The organism is Cupriavidus yeoncheonensis, assembly GCF_905397275.1.
GTDB classification, from domain to species: domain Bacteria; phylum Pseudomonadota; class Gammaproteobacteria; order Burkholderiales; family Burkholderiaceae; genus Cupriavidus; species Cupriavidus yeoncheonensis.
This window is the reverse complement of sequence record NZ_CAJPUY010000019.1, coordinates 136,760-158,292: the sequence shown is the minus strand read 5'-3', so window position 1 is coordinate 158,292 and position 21,533 is coordinate 136,760. Positions and strand designations below refer to the sequence as shown.

General features: G+C 65.7%; 20 protein-coding genes and 1 pseudogene. 4 read left to right on the top strand and 17 right to left on the bottom strand.

Features of this window, described 5'->3' with window-relative positions; translation table 11 throughout:
* Nucleotides 1-2: 2 nt before the first annotated feature.
* The 11 genes and pseudogenes from KHO22_RS24025 to KHO22_RS23980 form a co-directional block, all read right to left on the bottom strand.
* Nucleotides 3-1,169 carry an acyl-CoA dehydrogenase family protein gene (locus KHO22_RS24025; RefSeq protein WP_211949679.1) on the bottom strand — a complete coding sequence of 389 codons (1,167 nt, stop codon included), beginning with the start codon at nt 1,167-1,169 and terminating at the stop codon, nt 3-5.
* 21 nt (nt 1,170-1,190) lie between these two features.
* Nucleotides 1,191-2,171, bottom strand: coding sequence for a Bug family tripartite tricarboxylate transporter substrate binding protein (locus KHO22_RS24020; RefSeq protein WP_211949678.1), 981 nt, complete (start codon nt 2,169-2,171; stop codon nt 1,191-1,193).
* An 83-nt stretch (nt 2,172-2,254) separates the two neighbouring features.
* Entirely contained in the window at nt 2,255-2,644 is a 390-nt protein-coding gene (locus tag KHO22_RS24015) for a cupin domain-containing protein (protein ID WP_211949677.1), read from the bottom strand.
* 117 nt (nt 2,645-2,761) lie between these two features.
* Nucleotides 2,762-3,355, bottom strand: a complete 594-nt coding sequence (locus KHO22_RS24010; RefSeq protein WP_211949676.1) for a uracil-DNA glycosylase family protein — start codon at nt 3,353-3,355, stop codon at nt 2,762-2,764.
* Between the two features lie 97 nt (nt 3,356-3,452).
* Nucleotides 3,453-3,947 (bottom strand): DUF3016 domain-containing protein, encoded by a 495-nt coding sequence (locus KHO22_RS24005; RefSeq protein ID WP_211949675.1) that lies wholly within the window; start codon nt 3,945-3,947, stop codon nt 3,453-3,455.
* Nucleotides 3,948-4,324: 377 nt separating this feature from the next.
* Nucleotides 4,325-5,029: a dienelactone hydrolase family protein gene (locus KHO22_RS24000; RefSeq protein ID WP_211949674.1), complete on the bottom strand. Its 705-nt coding sequence runs from the start codon at nt 5,027-5,029 to the stop codon at nt 4,325-4,327.
* 103 nt (nt 5,030-5,132) lie between these two features.
* Nucleotides 5,133-5,230: pseudogene (locus tag KHO22_RS32890) on the bottom strand (H-NS family nucleoid-associated regulatory protein); the annotation flags it as partial.
* A gap of 12 nt (nt 5,231-5,242) precedes the next feature.
* Nucleotides 5,243-6,091 carry a TauD/TfdA dioxygenase family protein gene (locus KHO22_RS23995; protein ID WP_211949673.1) on the bottom strand — a complete coding sequence of 283 codons (849 nt, stop codon included), beginning with the start codon at nt 6,089-6,091 and terminating at the stop codon, nt 5,243-5,245.
* Between the two features lie 12 nt (nt 6,092-6,103).
* Nucleotides 6,104-7,084, bottom strand: coding sequence for a tripartite tricarboxylate transporter substrate binding protein (locus tag KHO22_RS23990; protein WP_211949672.1), 981 nt, complete (start codon nt 7,082-7,084; stop codon nt 6,104-6,106).
* 147 nt (nt 7,085-7,231) lie between these two features.
* Nucleotides 7,232-8,203: a quinone oxidoreductase family protein gene (locus tag KHO22_RS23985; protein ID WP_211949671.1), complete on the bottom strand. Its 972-nt coding sequence runs from the start codon at nt 8,201-8,203 to the stop codon at nt 7,232-7,234.
* Nucleotides 8,204-8,274: 71 nt separating this feature from the next.
* Nucleotides 8,275-9,333, bottom strand: coding sequence for a beta-keto acid cleavage family enzyme (locus tag KHO22_RS23980; protein ID WP_211949670.1), 1,059 nt, complete (start codon nt 9,331-9,333; stop codon nt 8,275-8,277).
* A gap of 274 nt (nt 9,334-9,607) precedes the next feature.
* On the opposite strand from KHO22_RS23980, the gene KHO22_RS23975 reads away from it, so the two are divergent.
* Nucleotides 9,608-10,615, top strand: coding sequence for an AraC family transcriptional regulator (locus KHO22_RS23975; protein WP_211949669.1), 1,008 nt, complete (start codon nt 9,608-9,610; stop codon nt 10,613-10,615).
* A 120-nt stretch (nt 10,616-10,735) separates the two neighbouring features.
* Here KHO22_RS23975 and KHO22_RS23970 read toward each other — a convergent pair whose 3' ends face one another.
* Nucleotides 10,736-11,764 carry a hypothetical protein gene (locus KHO22_RS23970; RefSeq protein WP_211949668.1) on the bottom strand — a complete coding sequence of 343 codons (1,029 nt, stop codon included), beginning with the start codon at nt 11,762-11,764 and terminating at the stop codon, nt 10,736-10,738.
* On the bottom strand, nt 11,764-13,107 hold the full coding sequence (locus KHO22_RS23965) for a glycosyltransferase family 2 protein (RefSeq protein ID WP_211949667.1): 1,344 nt from the start codon (nt 13,105-13,107) through the stop codon (nt 11,764-11,766). The genes KHO22_RS23970 and KHO22_RS23965 overlap by 1 nt, the downstream gene beginning before the upstream one ends.
* 459 nt (nt 13,108-13,566) lie before the next feature.
* On the opposite strand from KHO22_RS23965, the gene KHO22_RS23960 reads away from it, so the two are divergent.
* Both KHO22_RS23960 and KHO22_RS23955 read left to right on the top strand, forming a co-directional pair.
* Nucleotides 13,567-13,713: a DUF3096 domain-containing protein gene (locus KHO22_RS23960; RefSeq protein WP_211949666.1), complete on the top strand. Its 147-nt coding sequence runs from the start codon at nt 13,567-13,569 to the stop codon at nt 13,711-13,713.
* A 41-nt stretch (nt 13,714-13,754) separates the two neighbouring features.
* Nucleotides 13,755-14,177: a YfeK family protein gene (locus KHO22_RS23955; RefSeq protein ID WP_230426992.1), complete on the top strand. Its 423-nt coding sequence runs from the start codon at nt 13,755-13,757 to the stop codon at nt 14,175-14,177.
* A gap of 47 nt (nt 14,178-14,224) precedes the next feature.
* Here the strand turns inward: KHO22_RS23955 and KHO22_RS32740 are convergent, their stop codons facing one another.
* Entirely contained in the window at nt 14,225-14,359 is a 135-nt protein-coding gene (locus KHO22_RS32740; RefSeq protein ID WP_268914541.1) for a hypothetical protein, read from the bottom strand.
* 222 nt (nt 14,360-14,581) lie between these two features.
* Between KHO22_RS32740 and ltaE the strand changes: the two genes are divergently transcribed.
* Nucleotides 14,582-15,586 (top strand): low-specificity L-threonine aldolase, encoded by a 1,005-nt coding sequence (gene ltaE / locus KHO22_RS23950; RefSeq protein WP_211949665.1) that lies wholly within the window; start codon nt 14,582-14,584, stop codon nt 15,584-15,586.
* 84 nt (nt 15,587-15,670) lie between these two features.
* Here ltaE and KHO22_RS23945 read toward each other — a convergent pair whose 3' ends face one another.
* From KHO22_RS23945 to imuA, 3 genes are read right to left on the bottom strand one after another with little or no spacing between them, the layout of a single operon-like run.
* Nucleotides 15,671-18,997: an error-prone DNA polymerase gene (locus KHO22_RS23945; RefSeq protein WP_211949664.1), complete on the bottom strand. Its 3,327-nt coding sequence runs from the start codon at nt 18,995-18,997 to the stop codon at nt 15,671-15,673.
* Nucleotides 18,994-20,598, bottom strand: coding sequence for a Y-family DNA polymerase (locus tag KHO22_RS23940; RefSeq protein ID WP_211949663.1), 1,605 nt, complete (start codon nt 20,596-20,598; stop codon nt 18,994-18,996). Before KHO22_RS23940 ends, KHO22_RS23945 begins: the two co-directional genes overlap by 4 nt.
* Entirely contained in the window at nt 20,531-21,397 is an 867-nt protein-coding gene (gene imuA, locus KHO22_RS23935) for a translesion DNA synthesis-associated protein ImuA (RefSeq protein WP_211949662.1), read from the bottom strand. Before imuA ends, KHO22_RS23940 begins: the two co-directional genes overlap by 68 nt.
* Nucleotides 21,398-21,533 lie beyond the last annotated feature (136 nt).

The window sequence follows — 21,533 nt, the reverse complement described above, 5'->3', positions numbered from 1 at the left end:
CCTTAGTACGACTTGGGCAGGCCCAGCACGCGCTCGGCAATGAAGCACATGATGAGCTGCGGACTCACCGGCGCGATGCGCGGGATATACGATTCGCGCAGCAGCCGCTCGACGCGGTATTCGCGCGAGTAGCCCATGCCGCCCAGCGTCAGGATGGCGGTCTGGCAGGCGTTGTGGCCCGCTTCGGCCGCGAGGTACTTGGCGGTGTTGGCCTCGGCGCCGCAGGACTCGCCCGCGTCGTAGCGCGCGGCGGCCTTGAGCATCATCAGGTTGGCCGCTTCGAGCTGCATCCAGGCTTGTGCGAGCGGATGCTGCACGCCTTGGTTCATGCCGATGGGCCGGCCGAACACCACGCGCTCCTTCGCGTACTGCGTGGCGATGGCCAGCGCCGCGCGGCCCAGGCCGATGGCCTCTGCGGCAATCAGGATGCGCTCCGGGTTCAGGCCGTGCAGGATGTACTCGAAGCCTCGCCCTTCCTCGCCGATGCGGTCTTCTTCCGGAATGAACAGGTCGTCGATAAACAGCATGTTGGTATCGACGGCCGAGCGGCCCATCTTGTCGATCTCGCGGATCTCGATCTTGCTGCGGTCCACCTTCGTGTAGAACAAGGACAGGCCGTCGGTCGGCTTCTTCACCGATTCCAGCGGCGTGGTGCGCGCCAGCAACAGCATGCGGTCGGCCACCTGCGCGGTCGAGATCCAGATTTTGCGGCCGGTCACCGAATAGCCGCCCTCCACCTTGCGCGCGTAGGTCTTGAGCTTGGTGGTATCCAGGCCCGCGTCGGGCTCGGTCACGCCGAAGCAGGCCTTCTCCTTGCCGGCGATCAGCGGCGGCAGGAAGCGCGCCTTCTGCTCGTCGGTGCCGAACACCACCACCGGGTTCAGCCCGAACACGTTCATGTGCACCGCCGACGCACCGCTCATGCCCGCGCCGGACTCGGAGATGGTCTGCATGACCAGCGCCGCTTCCAGGATGCCCAGCCCCGCGCCGCCGTACTGCTCCGGCATGGCGACGCCCAGCCAGCCGCCTTCGCACAGGCTCTTGTAGAACTCGTGCGGATAGGTGTGAGAGACGTCCAGCTTGTCCCAGTACTCCATGTCGAACTGTGCGCAGACCTGCTGCACGGCTTCGACGATCGACTGCTGCTCGGAGGAGAGATCGAAATTCATATCGGTGTTCCTTGTATTTTTTTATTCAGCCTCGATGCCGGCGTCCTTCACCAGCCGCGACCACTTCTGCAGTTCAGCCACGACGAACTGGCCGAGCTCGGCCGGCGTGCTGCCGAACGGTTCGAAGCCGAAGGCGTGGAACTGCGGCGCGTATTGCTTGCTGGAGGCAATGGCCACGAGTTCGTGATTCAGGCGCTCGACCACCGGCGCCGGCGTTCCAGCCGGCGCAAAGATGCCGTTCCAGGAGGTGATGTCAAACCCCTTGAGCTCGGGCACGCTCCCCAGCGGCGGCAGGTCCGGCAGCAGCGCGCTGCGCTGCGCGGTGGTCACGGCCAGCGCGCGCAGCTTGCCGGCCCTGACATTGGCGATGCCGGCCGCGAAGTCGACAAACATCAGCTGCACCTGGCCGCCGATCACGTCGGTCATCGCCGGCGGCGTGCTCTTGTAGGGAACGTGCAGCATCTTCAGCCCGGCCATCTTGGACAGCGTGGCGCCGGCCACGATGCCGGTGCTGTTGCCGCTCGCATAGGACATGCCCGGGTGCGCCTTGGCATAGGCGACGAACTCCGACAGCGTCTTGACCGGCAGCGACGGACTGACCACCAGCATGAACGGCAGGTTGCCCATGCGCGAGACCGGCGTGAAGTCCTTCACCGGGTCATAGCGCAGTTGCTTCATCAGCGACGGGTTGGCCGAATGCGTGGTGTTCGTGGTCATGAACAGCGTGTAGCCATCCGCCGGCGCCTTGGCCACGAACTCCGCGGCAATGGTGCCGTTGGCGCCAGGCCGGTTGTCCACGACCACCGACTGCTTGAGCGCTTCACCGAGATACCTGGCCGTCAGGCGCGCCACGGCATCCGTGCCGCTGCCCGCGGCAAACGGCACCACCAGCCGGATCGGCTTGGACGGATACGGATCCGCCGCGCCTGCCGGTGCAATCATCGCCATGGCGGCACCACAGCCCACCGCCAGGGTGAGCAAAGCCTGTTTTGCGAACTTCACGATGCTGGTCTCCTGTTTCAGCTTGTCAGTGCCGGTCTGTGGCGCCGGCTGTCGGACAGGGAAATCGGAAGCGGGCGGTAGCGCTACGCGGGCCGCACGACGCGTTCCGGGGATTCTTCGTAAGGCGGGGAATAGATCACGAGGATCTTGGCCGGCTCGTCGCTCACGACGGTGAAGACGTGCATGGTGTCCGGCGGGAAGAAGCAGCAGTCGCCCGGCCCCAGCTCCTTGCTCTGGCCGCCGACCTCGGCAATGGCGCGGCCTTCCAGCACATAGCAGACCTGCTCGATGCCCGGATGCGCGTGCGGCAGTGCGCCCTTGCCCTTCTCGATCGTGCCGTGAAGCACTTCCAGATGGCGCGCGCCGACAGTCTCGGGGGAAATCAGCCGCCGATTGAGGGTGCCGGTGTGGTTGGCCGGGTGATAGCCCGGGGTGTCCTCGGTCGAAACGAAATAGACGGGGGATTGCGGCATGTCTCGTGGGCCCTCGGCCTGTAATTCATATCTGTGAATTTAAGTTTATCACCATGAATTATGGAAGCAAGGCCGACGAGCCGGATTTCGGGTTTACACCGGTGCCGGATGCTGCGCTCAGTCCGCCAGCGCCATGTCCACCTGTTGCCGCAGCCGTGGCACGACCTCGGTCTCGAACCACGGATTGCGGCGCAGCCAGAGCCGGTTGCGCGGGCTCGGGTGCGGCAAGGGCAGGAAATGCGGCAGGTAGTCGGCGTAGGCGGCAACCGTGTCGGTCAGCGTCGGCCTGGCGTTGCCCCGGAGGTAATACACCTGCGCGTAGCGGCCGATCAGGAGCGTCAGCCGGATATGCGGCATGGCCGCCAGCAACTGCGCATGCCACAGCGGCGCGCATTCGGGCCGGGGCGGCAGGTCGCCGCTGGCGCCCTTGCCGGGGTAGCAGAAGCCCATCGGCACGATCGCTATGCGGCTGGTGTCATAGAACTCTTCGCGCGTCATCTGCAGCCACGTGCGCAACTGGTCGCCGGACGGGTCGTTCCACGGGATGCCGGTCTCGTGCACGCGCCGGCCGGGTGCCTGGCCGACGATCAGCACGCGCGCACTGGCAGCGGCCCGCACCACCGGGCGCGGCCCGAACGGCAGGTCGCAGGCGCGGCAGCCGGTGATGTCGTTGAGCAGGATGTCGAGCGGAGAACGGGGCTTGGCGGGCAATGTGGCGCGGGAGGAAGCGGCGGGGAGGTTTCAGTGTAGTCCCGTGCGCTTCCCCTGCGCAGCCGCAGGCCCGGTCAGGCCGGCCTGCTTGCGCAACTCATCCCACCCGCTTCACGATCGTCCGGTCAAACCAGTCATCCAGCATGGCCTTCTCATACCGCAGCCGGTCAGTGTCGTGGTACAGGTTCACGCCCCAGTGGAAGTTCATATTGGACAACCGGTCCTGCGACTCCGCCACCACCTGGTCGCCGTGGCGCAGCACATAGTGCAGCGTCATCTTTGGCCAGGTGACATCGCGCACGATGCGCAGGCCAGATGGGGAACGCCAGTCGACGTAGCCCGCCAGGTCGATGTCGAGCACTTCGATGCTCAGCGTGTACCCCTCCGGCAATTGCCGCGCGGCGAGTTTCTCCAGATGCCGGTTGATTTCGTCGAGCACCTGCCGGTCGCTGCCATAGCTGTCGTGGTACGACGCATCGGTATAGGACTCCGGATGCACGAACGTCACCGACAGCGTGCCGGGCGCAGCGGCGGCCGCCAGGGGAAGGCCCAGTGCCAGCATGACAAGGGCGGGAAGGGTGTACCGCGGCATGGCAGCACGCCTCCAGCGCAGGGAAGACCACGGCCGGAAGATGCGCGGCGTGCGCGCACAGGACGGAAACCCCCATGAACAGCCCGGGCTGGCCGCCGGCCCGGGCTGACTTCAGCTTAGTGCCTGCTTGAGAATTCAAGGATAGGCGACACGGCGCAACGGACGGCATCCTTGCCCAGATCCGGCTTCAAGGAGTAACTCCGCAGCAAAGGCAAATGAAGAAAAATGGAAATGCCCGCCGACCTGTCAGGTCCCGCGTCGTTGCCATGCTGAATCGTCCTTTCCTGCCAGTTCACCGAACTCGGAGCGACTGTGCAGCACACCGATTACCAGGCGATTCCCATTCCGCAGTCGGGATGCTTCCCGGCTGGCGATGATCAGCGCCAGAGGTGGCGCGCGAAGAACGTCAGCGTGCGGTCCCAGGCAACCTGTGCCCAAGCGGCGTCGTACTGGGTACCGGCGATGCGGCCGTCGCCGATGGCATCCTCGTTGGCAAAGGCATGGTGCGCGAGGTAACGGTGGAACGTCGCGTCGACGCCGCCGGCGCGCAGCTTCTCCTCGAGCTTGTCGAAGTCCTCGGCCGCAAAGAACGCGTCCTGCGTGGCCGAGTGGACGAGCACCGGCGCCTTGATATTGGCGGGGTCGATGGCTTCCAGCGGCGGCATGCCGTAGAACGGCACACCTGCCTTCAGCTCGGCGATGGCGTTCAGCGACAGCAGCGTCAGCGCGCCGCCCATGCAGAAGCCGGTGATACCGATGCGGCTGCTCAGGGTGCCGAGGTACTGCACGGCACCGCGGATGTCCTGCGCCACGGCGTCCCCGAAGTTCAGCTTGGACATCAGGTGGTGGGCCTCCTCCTGCTCGACCGTGCTGGCGCCGCGGTAAAGGTCAGGCACCAGCGCGTAGTAGCCGGCACGCCCAAGACGGTCGGCCACGCCGCGAATCTGGTTGTTCAGCCCCCACCACTCCTGGACAACGATGATGGCCGGGGCGCCGTCGGCGGAATCCGGCCTGGCAAGGTAGCCGTTGACCGACTGGCCGTCGGGACGGGTGAACGAGACGGTCTGACCGATGCGTCGCATGATTGGCTGCTCCTGTCGTTTGCTGTGAACCAGATGGGCCGGATGATAGCGCAAGGGGGGTGCTCCGGAATGCGCGGGCAGCGGCAAGCGCCGGACCCGGCGGCTATCCGACCCGGAAGAACTCGACACTCAGTCCTGCATTGACCGCCCGCTTGAGCCAGGACGGCATTCGCCCTGCCCGTCCCAGTTCAACTCCTCGGCGCCTGGACGCGCTCAGAAAGGACGGTCTCCGATGATCGTTGCGCGGTCCATCCTCCGGTGGCACGGCGGATAGTCCATGACGGCGTAATGCTGGGTCGACCGGTTGTCCCAGATGGCCACGCTGTTCTTTTCCCAGCGCCAGCGGACCTGGTGTTCGGGGATGTAGGCCTGGGTAAGCAGGTAGCGCAGCAGGTCGGCCCCGCCCGGGTTATGGTCCTGCCCGAACCGCACCCGCCCCGGGGTGTGGAAGTTGGTGAAGTGCGTGGTGAAGCCGTTGACGAACAGCACCTTTTCGCCGGTTTCGGGATGGGTGCGCACCACGGGATGCTCGGCGTCCGGGAACTGGCTGTTCAGCGCCAGGCGCCGCTCGATCGGCATGGCGGCGCCAAAGCTCGCCTCGATGCTGTGACGCGCCCGCAGGTCGGCGATCTGCGCCTTGACGTGGGCCGGCAGGTTCTCGTACGCAAGCGCCATGTTGGCCCACATGGTGTCGCCCCCGACGGGCGGGCACTCCCGGCACCGCAGGACGGCGCCAAGCGGCGGTACCTCGCGCCAGGTCGCGTCCGTGTGCCAGGCATTCTCGTAGCGATCCGGCGGGTTGGCGGGCGTCTTGTAGATCTGCACCAGCCCCGGATTCTCCGGGTCGCTGCCCGTCACGGGGTGATCCTCCAGACCCCCGAAGCGCCGCGCAAACGCCACGTGCTGGGCAGCCGTGATGTCCTGGTCGCGCAGGAACAGGACGCGGTGCCTGAGCAGCGCTGCGCGGATGCCGGCGAACAGGCCGTCATCATGGATCGCATCGGCCAGGCTGACGCCGATGAGTTCTGCGCCGAGTGCGCAGGTCAGTTGTTCAACTCGCATGGTCGGCGGGTGTCATTGCGGCTGGATCCTGAAGGTCTTCACGATGCCGGCATTCCGCTCGAAATCGGCGTGCAGGTCGTGGCTGAGCTGGGGAAGGCCTTGGGGCTCCAGCGGCTCGAACCCGAGTGCGGAAATCCGCTCCCTCACGCCAGCCTTCGAAGCGGCCTTGTAGACGGCCGCCTGGATCTTCTCGGTCAGGTCTGCCGGCAGCCTGGACGACACGAACACTCCGGTCCAGTTGCTGAAGTCCACATCCGGATAACCCTGTTCCGCGAACGTCGGCACCTGCGGGAGCATCGGCAGCCGCTGCTTCGCGGCCACGGCATAGGCTCTCAGCTTGCCGGCCTTGAGGTAAGGCAGCGAGGTCACCATGCCGTCATACATCACGGCGATCTGTCCGCCCATCACCTGCGTCAACGCAGGCGGCGACCCGGGGAACGGAACGTTCTGGAGGTCCATGCCGGCCTTCTGGTTCATGATCATGCCGGCATACTGCGATGCCGTGCCCGGGCCATAGGTCGCGAAGCTCAGGGTACCCGGATGCGCCTTCACATAGCTGATCAGCCCCGGCAGGTCCTTCGCCGGCAGGCTGGGCGCAGCGACGAGCAGAAGCGTCGACTTGGCCACGGCAGCAACCGGCTTCACATCCTTCATCGGATCGTAGGGCACCTTCATCACGTGCGGGATCTCCGCGAACACGTTGGTCGCCGACACCAGGATGGTCTGCCCGTCGGGCGGCGCCGCCAGCATTGCGCCGACGGCGATGGCGCCCCCGGCGCCCGGCTTGTTGTCGACGATCACCGGCTGTCCCAGGTCTGCCGTGAGTTGTTCGGACAGCATGCGGGCCATCACGTCCATGGTGCCGCCGGCAGGCGCGGGCACCAGCACCCGCACCGGTTTGCTGGTCCACGCCATGGCGGCAGGCATGGCAAGCGCCAGGATCGTCGCCGCGGCGACGCGGCGCACGCGCGGGAAGGCAGGTCGATTCGACATCTGTAGTCTCCGTTTTGGAACTTCCGGCAATGTGTACTTGCCTTGTTGGAAGCAGCCGCCTTCCGGCGACCTGGCCAGGCCAGGCGAGCAAGGCGACTGCCGGGTGGATTGCGAACCTGCAGCAATCGCTTGAACAGCCGCCTCGCCTTACGGCACCAGTACCGTCGCGCCGCTCGTCTGCCGGTTTTCCAGGGCAAGATGGGCCTGCGCGGCGTCTTCCAGCGCGAACGTCTGCTTCGGCTCGCTGGCGATCTTTCCGGCCATCACCATGTCGAACACCTCGTTGGCCATGGCGAGCATGTGCGAGCGCGGCGTGGCGTAGTGCACCATGGCCGGACGCGTGACCCAGAGCGAGCCTTTCGCCGCGAGCGTGCGGCTGTCGATCTCGACGGGGCCCGAAGTCGTGCCGTTGCTGACCAGCGTGCCGCGCACCTGCAGGCAGGACAGCGAGGCATCCAGCGTCGACTTGCCGACCGAATCGAACACCACCGGGACCTTCTTGCCGTCGGTGATTTCCATCACGCGGTCGACGATGTTCTCGCGCGCGGTGACGATGACGTGCGAGCAGCCGTTGGCTTTGGCAAGCTCCGCCTTCTCGTCGGTGCTGACCGTCCCGATCATGTTTACGCCAAGCGCGCGTGCCCACTGGCAGGCGATCAGGCCCACGCCGCCGGCCGCGGCGTGATAGAGGATGGTCTCGCCACCCTTGAGCGGGTAGACCTGGCGGAACAGGTATTGCGCCGTCATCCCCTTCATGATGAGCGTGGAGGCGACGCGGTCGGAGACGCCGTCCGGCAGCGGGATCAGCACGCTGGCAGGCATCACCCGCACGTCCGAATAGGCGCCCTGCGGGCCGAGCAGATAGCCCACGCGATCGCCCACGCGGATGTCGGTCACGTCGGGGCCCACGGCCTCGACCACACCCACGGCGTCGGAGCCCAGGCCGTTGGGCAGCTCGAGCGGATAGTGGCCAGTGCGGAAATAGATGTCGATAAAGTTGACGGCGATATAGCTGTGCCGCACGCGCGCCTGGCCGGGGCCGGGGTCGCCGACTTCCACGGTCTCGAGCTTGAGGACGTCTGCGCCGCCGGTTTCGTAAAAGCGGATTGCCTTTGCCATGTCATGTCTCCTGGGAGCGCCTCCGAGGCGCTCAGAATCTCAAGCCACCGGCTTTGCCGGTGGTGGTTGCCTCAGGCCGCTCTGCGCAGCGGCACGTTCCTGACGCCAGGCTTGCGGTTCGGCGTCATGCCGTTGGCGGCGAGCGTTTCATCGACATCCTTGTACCAGGTGCCGATGCGGTAGATTTCCCGCGCCTCCTTGCCATCGGCGATCTCGCGGCCCAGCTCCTTCGCGATGCGCACGAGCTGCTGAACCTGCTGCACGGAGGTAAAGCGCTTGCCATGCTGATCGATGAGGGTGTCCTCGATGCCGCAGCGCACGTGCATGCCCATTGCCAGCGCCATCGTGTTCCACGGCAGTACGTTCTTGAACAACGATTCGGCGGTAATGGTGCAGCCATCCGGGGCACGCTGGATGAAGTCGAACAGGTTGTACGGGTGCGGGCCATGGTGGCCGCCACCGATGCCGATGCAGGTCAGGTTCAGCGGGCCTTTGTAGAGGCCCTTGCGCACCATGCGGTCCAGCGTTTCCAGCGCATGCATGCCAACCAGCTGAAAGTGCGGCTGGATCCCGGCGTCCTGCAGGCGACGCAAGTGCTCTTCCGCCCAGGTCGGGCCGGCCGGAACGATCATTTCACGGTACGCGTCGTAGACGGCCGGGTTGGCCATGTGCGTGCTCTCGTAGTATTCCGGGTAGATCAACTCCATGATGTTCATCTGGATGGTGTTGAGTGCTACCGTCACCTGATCCGGCTTCGGGTCGAGGTCGGCCAGTGCATGACGGGTGTCGTCCGACAGCCATTTGGCAGCCTGGCCTTCGTCTTCCGGTGCAAAGGAAATCGAGCCGCCGACCTGGATGATCATGTCCGGCACGGCCTTGCGCACGCCGGCGATCAGTTCGTTGAACATGGACAGGCGCTTGGAGCCCTTGCCATCCGGCTCGCGCACGTGCAGGTGCAGCACGCTGGCGCCGGCCTCATAGCAATCCACCGCCTTCTGGATCTGCGCTTCCATGGACACAGGGATGTCTTCCGGGAAATCCTCCGGCATCCACTCGGGGCCGTACGGGGCCACGGTAATGACCACCTTGTCCATGTTCTCCGGGTGCAGCGAATCATCCAGAAATTGCATTTCTTTCTCCTTGATGGGGGATTGAAGGGATTTGGCTATCGGCGCCGCAACGAACCGTTGAGGTCGAACCGGGCATCAATGGATTCAGGTGGCTTCCGAGGGGCTGCCATGAGGCTCCGTCCGTCATCGATTCACGGGATCAGTCTAGTAATCGCGGATCGTCCGTTTTCTCTCATTTCACGACATTCATGTCTCATTTCATGACAGAATGTCGGGTATTCGGGTTTCCCCGGAACGCGTAAATACGGACTACACACCGGGTGAAGGAGAGGCAATGGGCACATTGATTCGCACTGGCGTGCTGAAGAACTACTTCAAGGTCGCGCAGCAGTTGGGCCTGGAACCACAGCCTTTGCTGCGCAAGCTGGGGTTGAGCGGCAAGATGCTTGCGGACCCGGAACACTGGATTTCCGGAAGTGCTGCCGTTGCCTTGCTGGAAGAGTCAGCGCGGCTCACGCAATGCCCGACATTCGGGCTGCGTATGGCCGACCTGTGGCAACTGTCCGACCTCGGCGTCGTCAGCGTGTTGCTCACGCATCAACGAACGCTGCGCGACGCGCTTGGAACCTTGATTCAGTACCGGCACCTGATGAATGAGTTCCTGGTCATCCGTATCGAGGAGGCCGGCAAGAAGGTCATCGTGCGGGAGGACGTGGTCGCGGATGACGCCGGGCCGTCCATGCAGTCGATCGAGCTGGCACTTGGCTCGCTGTCACGCATGTGCGGCACACTGCTGGGTACAGCCTGGCATCCCCTCGGCGTCAGTTTCACCCATGACGCGCCTCCTGATCTGCGGCTGCACCGCCGCATCTTCGGAGGGAAGCTGGAGTTCGCAAGCTCTTTCAACGGCCTGGTTTGCCGCGCGGCCGACCTGGACTTGCCCAACCCGATTGCCGACCCTGTCATGGCACGCCATGCGCAACGCCTGCTTGAAGGTCTGCCGGGCGCCAACGAGCCGTCAATCGTGCTCGAGGTGCGCAAGGCCATCTATCTGATGCTGCCGGCAGGGCGCGCGACGATCGAGCAGGTTGCCCAGGGCCTGGGCATGAACGTGCGTACACTGCAGCGCCAGCTCGAAGGCGCCGGAAAGATCTTCTCGGACATGGTCAATGGCGTACGGCGCGATCTCGTTATCCACTATATGGACAACAGGAGCTACTCGTTCGGACGCATTGCCGAATCGCTTGGCTACTCCACCTATGGCTCGTTCGTACGCTGGTTCGCGGCGCAGTTCGGCATGACGCCGACGCGGTGGCGCAGCACCAGGCCGGCAATAAGGTAAGCCGCGTGGTTGGGCTGGGGTGTAGCCGAAGCGGATACCCTCCGGCCCTCCTGATTGCCCTTACCGACTGGCAGTCCGGGCGGAAAGGACACTTGGCGCGCGTGCTGCGACGACGGGACTTCAATTACGCGACTGAGAGGAAGGGAAAAGGCTGTCGAAAGGCAATACGACGATGACTCTCAGCATGCGCCATCCGTAATTTTCGTTTAGATTCTGGACTGCATCCGAATAGGAACTTCGGCTGTAGGCGAACTGCACGGCTGCGGTGATGCCATTGCTGAAGGTGCGCCGGGCCGTAATTCCGAATTCCGCCGTCGGCTTGTCAATGTCGTGATCGATCCATTCGTGGCCCAGGCGGGCATACGCAAAAACCCGCCAATCGCCAAACGAACGCCGCAATCGTATTCCCGCCTCCGCTTTGCGGTACTCCGCTGGATTGAAATACATCTGCTGGGATTGCCCGCTACCGTGAAAGCCCTGTCCCTTCAGTTCGATGCCGATCCCGCTCTCCGGCACCGGAGTAAAGATCAGCCACGCTCGCCCGCCAAGTTGCCTGTTGCCATCGGTAAATCGCCGCCAGGTCGGCATGGCTACCATCGTCAGACGCTCGGTGGGCGCGTAGTCAAAGGCTGCCGCAAGGAAATTGGAGAGGATGCTGTTCTGGAGAGCGGCTTGGCTCTCTACAGCATCTCGATTCGCAATCAGCTCGACACCGCCACGCTCTCCAAAGCGCACGTTCCATGTGGCCTCCCCATGCCATTGAGGATGCCCGGTATTCGTGGTTACCGCCAATCGGCCAGTGATCCCTTCTGCAGTACGCCGATTGACTCTCCGCCCTTCAACCAGGACGGAGTCAACAATGCTAGTCCAATCGCCTTGACGGAATTCATCGCGAGACACGCCAACGCTGACAAAGTCGTACCGGGATGCATAGCGAACCATTCCGCCAAGACGGAGCGAATCCCGTTTGAATCCCGTCGTATCGCGGGTTCCGAAATAGTCGGTGGTCATCCCGGCCAGGGGGTCATACTCAGGCGACTCGAAGAGGTCAGGACTCTGTGTGGGCGGGCGTTTGTCAAGCACCTCATCGGATGCGGCCGCGCTGACAGCGACCGCAAGGAGCAGCACCGGCAGAAAGGGCTGGGCCATTATTTCGTACCCCACGTTTTCGCCTGTCCGAACAATTCGGCGAGGTAGCCACGCAAACTGGCCGGATGATTGATGAGTCCATACGCCAGCGTGTAGAAGACAAGTGCCAGCGGATCCCACGCGACTTTGCAGCCTGCCTGCTGAAACACTTTCGCACTCATCCGGTACATCACGAAGCCGATAAAGCCGGCCGATGGGATCAATGCCAGCGTCAATGGACCGACCAACCAGTACTGGCCGAAGAGTGCGAGTACCAGGCCCGGAATAAACGCAAAGGTAAAGGCCAGGTCCTGCCACGGGAAAAGCAGATTCCAGCCAACCAGAAATGTTGTGATGCGGCGCTGGCGCAGAATGCCAGGGTGATGACGGAACGCCTCGATCATGCCTCTCGCCCAGCGAGCCCGCTGCCGGAGCAAGCCGCCGAACGTTTCCGGCACGTTGGTAAAGCAGAGCGCCCGCTCGGCGTAGCCGACGTCGTATCCTCGGGACAGCAACGCCCAGGTTAGGACGATATCCTCGCCAAGGCTTTGTGGCCACCCGCCAATTTCTCGCAGCAGATCGGTACGGTACAGTGACAGGGCACCTTGGGCGACCAGCGTGCCGCCATAGGCGGCCTGCGTGCGTTTGGTCGCCGCTATGCCATGCAAGTAGTCCCAGTACTGGACGCGAGACGACCAGCTCCTGTCCCCATTGCCCACGAATACGGCCCCGGCAACCGCTGCGGTATTGGGTGGGCCGTTCACGTACTCCAGTACCAGATAACGGAGCGCATCGGCATGCAGCCAACTGTCGCCGTCGACGGTGACGACCAGAGCATGGTGCGCGACAGCCAGTCCACGATTGAGCGCCGCCGCCTTGCCCGCGTTGCATGCCAACGCAATCACACGGACTTCCGGGAACGTCTCGCGTACGATCGTTGCGGTTCCGTCCTGGGAACCGTCGTCAATGACAACAATGTCCAACGGCGCAGAGTACTTCTGGCCCAGGAGAGAGCGCAAGGCATCGGCGATCTGGTCGGCTTCGTTATAGGCCGCGATCAGAACTGTCAGGGCGGGGTAGGCAGCGGGTTCGCGGTATCGACCACTCGGACGTTGCAGGAGACTGGCGGTCTGAAAGGCGTTCATGAACCCTGGCGCCAGCGCAATGCCACCAACGATCAGCCATGTGGGTACCGAGCCGATCTTTTCCGCAAGTCCGGCCATCCAGGGCAGCGCCAGCCATAAAGAAACGCCAAGCCATGCAGTGGCCGTAACCAGGGCGCAACCAAAGCCGCGGATGCCGAGTGAGCCTGGCCCGGCGCCAAACGGCCGGGAATGTACTGGGTCGACGTCTTCGATGCGCATGGCGTGGCCGGTTTCCAGTGGCGCGGCCGGCATATTGCGACAGCGCCTGTCCAATATAGTGCGCAAATTGAACCATGGTGTGACGCTCGCGCGGCTAGCGGAACTCTTTGTATTGAAGTTGCGTACCGGCCACTGCAAGCCTGACGGTCTGAACCCTTGCACAGATTGCCCGCTCTACGGCTCACCCGGACCTACTCCTCAGGCCCCGGATTCCGAGACCGTCAGCCCCACCCCGCAGATCGGCGATGAGCCAAAAAATAGCGGGCGCCGGAGCTTCGGTCGGTGGCGTATTCGTCAGTCGGCCAGAGGCAGTGCTTGGACCTTCCAGGGGAACCGCCGACGCGAAGGTAAGAGGTGGTCCGACAGACAAGTCATCCAAACCCGCCTAGAACACAAACATGACCGACAGGGCGGAGGTATATGAATGTTGTCTATCTCGGCCGGCACCAAGGAGGCATCGTGAACATCATCACCAGCGCTGGCCCTCTCATATCGCTGATCGCGGGGATCCTGATTCTTGTCATCCCCCGGCTGCTTAACTACATCGTCGCCATTTACCTGATCGTCATCGGCCTGCTTGGACTGTTTGGCGGGCATTTGCGTTGAGCGGAGCGGCGTCCGACTGCGCGCCATCCAGGAGACTGGTCGTGTTGGTCCATATGCGTACTTGCCTGATTGTCCTGGCCGTCAGCACGACAGTGACGGCCCAGGCCGGCGAACCCAATCCCGCCGTGCGGGCCGAGATTACGTCTTTGCTGGCTCGCCTCGAAGCATCGGGCTGCCGGTTCAACCGCAACGGAACTTGGTACTCGGCACCGGATGCGAAGCATCATATGCTGGTCAAACTCCGCTACATTGAGGACCGTACCACGCTGGCGAGTGCCGAACAGTTCATCGAACTTGCAGGCAGCAAGAGCAGTATTACCGGCAAGCCATATCTGGTTCAGTGCGGCGAAGCATCAGCGCAAACGAGCGCGACATGGCTGACAGCGCAACTGAACGCGCTGCGCGCGGCACGCGCCGGTCAGGTGAAGTCGGGTTCTGAGCCAACGGCGCCCAAACTACCGTAAATGGTGCAGGCATTGATCAATGCATAGCGAGCGTCGCTTGGTTGCGATCACCTGCCGGCGGCCAAACCAGGCGTTGAGCCTCTTGATGTCGGCAAAGCGGACGCGATGGTCGCATACTCGCGGCTCATGCCGAGCGGACGGATCTCGATCAGTTTGGCACGGCGCAAGATCAGCGCGCGCATGACGCGTTGAAATCCGGATTGCCGATCGGGACCCGAGCTTCGTCGGCAGGCGCGATACCTCGCCTCGCGGGGCAAAACCCCGACCATCTCGCCCATGCATGGTCGACCTATCTGTCGACGCTTTCCCGCTGAACCCCACGCGCCAGTTGGTAGACTTGGAGGCCGACCCATGTCGTCAGCGCCACCGGAGTGACGCCCCCTGTCAGAGTCAAGGAGAACCGAATGATAGATCTGCGTAGCGATACTGTAACCCGGCCCGATCAGGCGATGCTCGCCGCAATGACGGCTGCCGAAGTCGGTGACGATGTGTGGGGCGACGATCCGACGGTCCTGCACTTGCAGGCGGCGGTAGCCGAGCGGGCCGGCAAGGAGGCTGGCCTGTTTTTTCCGAGTGGCACACAAAGCAATCTTGCCGCGCTGATGGCGCACTGCGCGCGGGGCGACGAATACATCGTCGGGCAGGCCGCGCATACTTACAAGTACGAAGGAGGCGGCGCGGCCGTACTTGGCAGCATTCAGCCGCAACCGATTGAAAACGCGCCTGATGGCTCCCTGCCGCTGGACAAAGTCATCGCGGCAATCAAGCCGATCGACGATCATTTTGCGCGAACGCGTCTGCTGGCACTGGAAAACACCATTGGCGGCAAGGTGCTGCCCCCCGATTACGTCGCGCAGGCAATACAGCTCGCCCGCGAACGCGGGCTGGCGACTCACCTCGATGGGGCACGTGTGTGCAATGCCGCAGTTGCCTCGATGCAGAGCATTGCCTCGTTATGCGCGCCCTTCGATTCCGTGTCGATCTGCTTTTCAAAGGGCCTCGGTGCGCCGGTAGGTTCGGTGCTGGTCGGCGCAAAGACGCTGATCGACGTCGCGCATCGCTGGCGCAAGGTGTTAGGCGGTGGAATGCGGCAGTCTGGCGTGCTGGCGGCAGCGTGTCTGTACGCGCTGGACCACAACGTGGAGCGGCTTGCCGAAGACCACGACAACGCCGCCCATCTCGCGGCCGAGCTCTCGCGGATCGATGAGGTCAGCGTGCAGTCGCATGCCACCAACATGGTCTTCGCGCAATTTCCCCCGGAGCACTGCGCGCTGCTTGAAGCGTGGCTGAAGGAGCGCGGCATTCTCACGCAGATGCTCTATGCATCGCGCTTCGTCACGCACAAGGATGTCTCTCGCGCGGACATCGACACGTTCGTCGCCGCGGTCAAGGCGTATTTCGTGCGCTGATCGATTGGATACAGCTTCCAGCACCCTGGGTCGGGAGCCACCCTGGCATTCTCAAACAGGCTCTTGGTGCACCGGCCAGGCGGATCAGTGGAAATCGCGGCTCTCCACCATCAACCGGCCCAGCAGCGGGCTCAGGTCGATCAGCTCCTGCGCCACCAGGTGGCGCACCTCGCCCTGCCGCTGCCATGTGCCGACCACGCCCAGCAGCGTCGCGCCGAGCACTTCCTTGCGCTGCCGCTCGATCAGGTCGGGCCAGTAGATCAGGTTGACGGTGCCGGTTTCATCTTCGATGGTGGCGAAGATGGTGCCGCTGGCCGTGGCGGGCCGCTGCCGCACGGTGACGATGCCGCAGGCGCGCACGCGCCGGCCATTGCGGCAGTGGGAAAGTTGTTCCGCCGTAGCGTAGTCCATGGCATCGAGCTTCGCGCGCAGCAGCGCAAGCGGATGGGACTTGAGCGACAGCCCCGTGGTGGCGTAGTCGGCGGCCACCTCTTCACCAAGGCGTGGCGCCGGCAGCGACAACCGCTGCTCGATCAGCGGCGCTTCATGGAGCAGGTCGCGGTGCGCGACCTGCAGCGCCGCGGCGCTGGCCTGCCAGCGGGCCTGGCGCCGGTTGCCGGCGAGTGCCGCCAGCGCGTCGGAGGCGGCCAGTACATCGATATCGTGCCGGTCCAGCCCGGCGCGCAGGGCCAGGTCTTCCACGCTGTCGAACGGACGTTGCGCACGCGCGGCCTCGATGCGCAGCGCGGCGTCTTCGCGCATGCCCTTGACGCGGTTCATGCCCAGGCGCACCGGCGGCTTGCCGGCGCCGGTCTGCCCGGGCGCGGGTTCCAGCGTGCTGTCCCAGTGGCTGACGGTCACATCGACCGGCAATGCCGCCACGCCATGGCGCTTCGCATCCTGCACGAGCTGCGACGGCGAATAGAAGCCCATCGGCTGGCTGTTCAGCAGCGCGCACAGGAACGCCGAGGGATGGTGGCACTTGAGCCAGGCGCTGATATAGACGAGCTTGGCAAAGCTGGCCGCATGGCTTTCCGGAAACCCGTATTCGCCGAAGCCTTCGATCTGCTTGCAGATGGCCTGCGCGAAGGACATCGGATACCCGTGCCCGGTCAGGCCCTCGATCAGCGCCTCCTGATGCCGGCCCAGGTCGCCCCGGCGGCGCCAGGCTGCCATCGAGCGGCGCAGCTGGTCGGCCTGCCCCGGCGTGAAACCGGCCCCGTCGATGGCCAGCTGCATCACCTGTTCCTGGAAAATCGGTATGCCCAGCGTGCGGCCCAGCACCTTTTCGATCACCGCGTCATAGTAGGCCGGCGGCCGCTTCGTGAGGCGAACGGCCTCGCGCCGCTTCAGGTACGGATGGACCATGCCGCCCTGGATCGGGCCCGGCCGCACGATGGCGACTTCCACCACCAGGTCGTAATAGTTGCGCGGCCGCAGCCGCGGCAGCATCGACTGCTGCGCGCGCGATTCGATCTGGAACACGCCGACGGTGTCGGCGCGGCAGATCATCTCGTAGGTCTCATCGTCTTCCTTCGGGATGTCTTCCATCCGCGCCGGCACGCCGGCCCTGGCAAGATCCTCATCCGGATTCGGGAGCAGCGCGAGCGCGCGGCGGATGGCCGACAGCATGCCCAGCGCGAGCACATCCACCTTGAGCAGGCCCAGCGATTCCAGGTCGTCCTTGTCCCACTGGATCACGCTGCGGTCGGCCATGGCCGCGTTCTCGATCGGCACCAGCCGCGACAGCTTGCCGCGCGCCATCACGAAGCCGCCCACGTGCTGCGACAGGTGGCGCGGGAAACCGCGCAACTGCTCGGTCAGGCTGGCCCACTGCAGCACCGCCGGTGATTCGCGATCCAGCCCGTAGCGGCTGATGCGGTCCAGGAAGCCCTGCCCGCTTTCCCACCACGCCTGCCCCTTGACCACCTGCTCCACCACGCTGGCATCGATGCCCAGCGCGCGCCCGACGTCGCGCAGCGCGCTGCGCGAGCGGTAGGTGATCAGCGACGCGGCCAGCGCGGTGCGGTCGCGGCCATACTTGCCGTAGATGTACTGGATGATCTCTTCGCGCCGCTGGTGCTCGAAGTCCACGTCGATATCGGGCGGCTCGTCGCGCTCGCGCGAGAGAAAGCGGCCGAACAGCAGGTTGGCCTGCTCGGGGCTGACCTCGGTGACGTAAAGGCAGTAGCACACTAGCGAATTGGCCGCGGAGCCGCGGCCCTGGCACAGGATGCCCCGCGCGCGCGCCTCGCGCACGATGTCGTGCACGGTCAGGAAAAAGTGCTCATATTGCATTTCCTCGATCAGCTTCAGTTCGTCTTCGAGCTGATCCTCCCACTCCGGCTTCAGCCCCTTGGGGAAACGCACGCGCTTGCCAGCCTCCACCTCCTTGCGCAGGTAGCTGATCGGCGTCTCGCCCCTGGGCACCAGTTCCTCGGGATACTCATAACGCAGCGTATCGAGCGAGAAATCGCACAGCCCGGCAATCTTCAGCGTCTGCGCCAGCGCCTCGCGCGGATACAGGCGCGACAGCACCTGGCGCATGCGCAGGTGCTGTTCGGCATTGGGCGCCAGCGCCATGCCGCATTCGGGCAGCGGCTTGCCCAGCCGAATCGCCGTCAGCACGTCGGACAGCGGCTTGCGCGAGCGCACGTGCATGGTCACCGCGCCCGCCGCCACCATCGGCACGCCGGACTGTGCCGAAACGGCCTCGATCCGGCTGCGATGCAGCGCATCGGCATGGCCTTGCAGCTGTTCCAGCGCGATCCAGGCGCGCTCGCCAAAGACCTCGCGGCACCATTGCGCCTGCTCCAGCAACTGCACCGGATCGGCGCAGTAGTCGGGCAGCAGCAGTGCCAGGCAGCCCGGCATGCCGCGCAGGTGGCGCTGGTCTTGATCGGGTGCGGACAGGTCTTCGGGATGCAGCCGGTAGCTGCCCTTCTGCGCGCGCATGCGGCCCAGCGTGATCAGCTCGCACAGGTTGCCGAACCCTTCGCGATGCTGCGCGATCAGGACCATCCGCAGCGGTGGCCGTTCGTCCGCGTCCCCCGGCGCGGTCAGGCTGAAGCGGCTGCCGATCAGCAACTGGAAGGCCCTGGCGGCTTCGGCGTGTTGCTTCAGCGCATTGAGTTCGCCGTCGTCCTGCGCATCGCCGGCGGTGGCCTCGCCGCGTTTCACCGCTTCGTCCAGGCGCTGGCGCAGCGTCTTGATGGCATCGTGCGCGCGGGCGGTGCCGGCCACCGAGCATTCGTCGGTCAGCGCGATGCCGCGGTAGCCGAGCTGGAAGGCGCGCTCGATCAGCTCAACCGGATGCGACGCCCCGTTCAGGAACGTGAAGTTGGAGATGCAGTGCAGCTCCACGTAGTCGGGCAGCGTGGGCAGCCACGCGGACAGCTCGGGCGCGCTCATGCGAACAAGCCATGCAGGAACCAGCGGTATTCGCCGCCGTCATTCTGCCCATCGCCTCCATCACGCCCCGGATGGCCGGGGCGCTCGCGGTAGACCCAGCAGCGCAGGCCGTCGGCGCGCTCGGCGATGAAGTAGTCGCGCGTGGCCAGCGCGCCGTCCCACCACCCGGCTTCGATGCGCTCCGGCCGCGTCAGCATGCTCAGCGGCCCGCCGTGGTTCGGACGGTGGTTGCGCACCGGCAGCGGCTGCGGTTGCGGCAACAGCCACAACGGGCGCTCGGGTAACGTCGGCAGCGGTGGCAACGGCGCGCCCGCCGGCTTGCCGGCGGCCTCGTCGAGCGGGCACCAGCGGTTGGCGCACTCGGGCCGGTGATCGGCCAGTGGCTGCGGCTGCAGCACGTTGTCGCGGCCCAGGCGCGCGACCAGCGTGTCGAGCACGCGGCCCAGTTCGGCCGGCGTGCCGCCGGGCTCGGGGAACAGCGCATCGCTCTGCGGCCGGTACTCCGCCATGGCCTCCACGCGCAGCGCCAGGCCCGTCACGGGGGCATGGAAATTCAGCTTGTCCAGCTTCTCGCGCAGCAGGCGCGACAGGTGCGCCGGATCGCGGCTGGGCTGAGCCAGACCCACCATCACGGGCGTGCCCACGGTATCGACGCCGAGCCGGTAGCGCTCATGTTCGAGCACCAGCACGCAACGCGTGACCCCGGCCTGTTGCACCGCCAGCCAGCCGGCCAGCGCCAGCAGCAGGCGCTGCGCGCCGGCCAGCACGCCTTCGGCCGATTCGATGCGGCCGGGCAGGTCCATGCGCTGCGCGAACGCGGGCGGCGCGGCAAACCAGGTGAAGCTGGCCGTGGCCTCGCCATAGGCCTGGTCCAGCCGGGCCAGCAATTCCGGGCCCAGCCGGCGCGCCAGCCCTGCGCGCGGCAGGCGCCGCACTTCGCCGAGCGTGCGGCAGCCGATACCGTCGAGCCAGGCCGGATCCGCCAGCAGGCGCAGCACCTCGACCGGCAGGCGATCCAGCAGGCGGCCCATGCGCGCGGCCTGCACCGCCCGCCGCGCCGGCCGCACGATGCCGCGGCGGGTGCGGCGCATGGGCTGGCGCGCCAGCCATGCCGCGCCATGGGCCGTGGCCCCGCTGCCCACCTGCGCAAACGTGCCGAGTTGCCGCACGCACGCGCGCACCGCCCGGCACAGCGCACGGTGGCCGCCGAACAGGCGCAGGCTGGCGCTGACGTCGAGCATCAGCGTGGCCGCTTCCGGGTCTTCATCGAACGTCACGAGCGGCGTGAAATGCAGCAGCGCCAGCGCCGCCGCGTGCAGCAGCCCGGCTTCGGCGACCGGGTCGCGCTCCAGTTGCACCACGTCGGCCGACAGCGCCTGCACGCCGCCGCGCCGCATGCCGAAACCCACGCCCAGCGCCATGGCCGGGGCGTTGGCCAGCATCACGCGCTCGCGCTCCATCACCACCACCGGCAGGGCATGGTGCAGCGTGCCGCGGGGGAAGGATGGCGTGGAAGACGGCGCCGTGACCGGCTCAGGCCAGCTCGGCTGCAGCGCGTCCAGCGACAGGCGCGGCAGATGCACCGCGATCCAGTACGACATGGGCGGAACCTCCCGCAACAACAGGTGAAACAGCCGGGGCAGGCGCGGCGTGGCCGCCGCCGCGCCGGGCGCCCTCCATGCCATCCAGCCGCAGCAGCAGCGGGGCCTCGCGCACCGGGCCGCGCCGCTTGTGGAAGATGACGGACAGCTCGTTGCCCGGCAGCGGCGACAGCAGCAAGCGCAGCACCGCCGGCGACGACTCGCGCAGCGCCGCGGCCGGGCGCATGGCCCACACCGCGGCGTCGCCGGCCTGCGCCAGCACCTGCAGGCGGCGCATCGCTGCCGGCCGCGCGGCCGGCAGCCACACCAGCACCGCGCCGAACGCCTGGCTGCGCAGCATCTGCTCGGCCGCCCACAGCACATCGGCCTGCTGCGCGCTCTTGCCGGCACCGGCGGCCGCGCGGACCCAGTAGAGCTGGCGCGCCGGCAAGCCCGCCGCGGCCAGCCCCATCGCATTGGGCAGGTAAGGCGGCCCCACCAGCCCGATGCGCCGCCCCGCCGCCGCCAGCGCCAGCAGCGCCGGCAGCAGCAGGCGCAGTTCGCCCGCCCCGCCCTGCGTGGTCAGCAACTCCGTCACCCCGCCGACCGGCCAGCCGCCGCCGGGCAGTTCCGCCGCCAGCCCGGCATAGCCGGCCGGCCACACCGGCTGGCTGCCGGCGCGGCCAAGCTGGCCTGCGCGCCACAGGCTGGGGTAGCGATGCTCGAGCACGGCCACGGCCTCCTCCCGGCCTGGCGGGGGATGCGAGGCAGGCGGAGGGAAAGCGGGAGCCTCCGCGGCGGGGGCTGCGGGTGCGATCATGTGGATATTGAGTCTCGCCGGCGTGGCGAATGGTAGTTTTACGATAACTGTATATTTATACAGTATTCGAGGTAACGCAAGGGGGTAGTGGAATGTGGTCGAGTCGTTCCGGGAAACCGGCATTGGCTGGACACCC

Excerpts from the sequence above, each read along its gene's own strand:
- KHO22_RS23940 (WP_211949663.1), bottom strand. The coding sequence starts at position 20,598 with ATGTCGTACTGGATCGCGGTGCATCTGCCGCGCCTGTCGCTGGACGCG.
- KHO22_RS24025 (WP_211949679.1), bottom strand. The coding sequence starts at position 1,169 with ATGAATTTCGATCTCTCCTCCGAGCAGCAGTCGATCGTCGAAGCCGTG.
- KHO22_RS24005 (WP_211949675.1), bottom strand. The coding sequence starts at position 3,947 with ATGCCGCGGTACACCCTTCCCGCCCTTGTCATGCTGGCACTGGGCCTT.
- ltaE (WP_211949665.1), top strand. The coding sequence starts at position 14,582 with ATGATAGATCTGCGTAGCGATACTGTAACCCGGCCCGATCAGGCGATG.
- KHO22_RS23975 (WP_211949669.1), top strand. The coding sequence starts at position 9,608 with ATGGGCACATTGATTCGCACTGGCGTGCTGAAGAACTACTTCAAGGTC.
- KHO22_RS23945 (WP_211949664.1), bottom strand. The coding sequence starts at position 18,997 with ATGAGCGCGCCCGAGCTGTCCGCGTGGCTGCCCACGCTGCCCGACTAC.
- KHO22_RS23985 (WP_211949671.1), bottom strand. The coding sequence starts at position 8,203 with ATGGCAAAGGCAATCCGCTTTTACGAAACCGGCGGCGCAGACGTCCTC.
- KHO22_RS24015 (WP_211949677.1), bottom strand. The coding sequence starts at position 2,644 with ATGCCGCAATCCCCCGTCTATTTCGTTTCGACCGAGGACACCCCGGGC.
- KHO22_RS23990 (WP_211949672.1), bottom strand. The coding sequence starts at position 7,084 with ATGTCGAATCGACCTGCCTTCCCGCGCGTGCGCCGCGTCGCCGCGGCG.
- imuA (WP_211949662.1), bottom strand. The coding sequence starts at position 21,397 with ATGATCGCACCCGCAGCCCCCGCCGCGGAGGCTCCCGCTTTCCCTCCG.
- KHO22_RS32740 (WP_268914541.1), bottom strand. The coding sequence starts at position 14,359 with ATGCGCGCGCTGATCTTGCGCCGTGCCAAACTGATCGAGATCCGTCCG.
- KHO22_RS23970 (WP_211949668.1), bottom strand. The coding sequence starts at position 11,764 with ATGGCCCAGCCCTTTCTGCCGGTGCTGCTCCTTGCGGTCGCTGTCAGC.
- KHO22_RS24000 (WP_211949674.1), bottom strand. The coding sequence starts at position 5,029 with ATGCGACGCATCGGTCAGACCGTCTCGTTCACCCGTCCCGACGGCCAG.
- KHO22_RS23980 (WP_211949670.1), bottom strand. The coding sequence starts at position 9,333 with ATGCAATTTCTGGATGATTCGCTGCACCCGGAGAACATGGACAAGGTG.
- KHO22_RS23995 (WP_211949673.1), bottom strand. The coding sequence starts at position 6,091 with ATGCGAGTTGAACAACTGACCTGCGCACTCGGCGCAGAACTCATCGGC.
- KHO22_RS23965 (WP_211949667.1), bottom strand. The coding sequence starts at position 13,107 with ATGCGCATCGAAGACGTCGACCCAGTACATTCCCGGCCGTTTGGCGCC.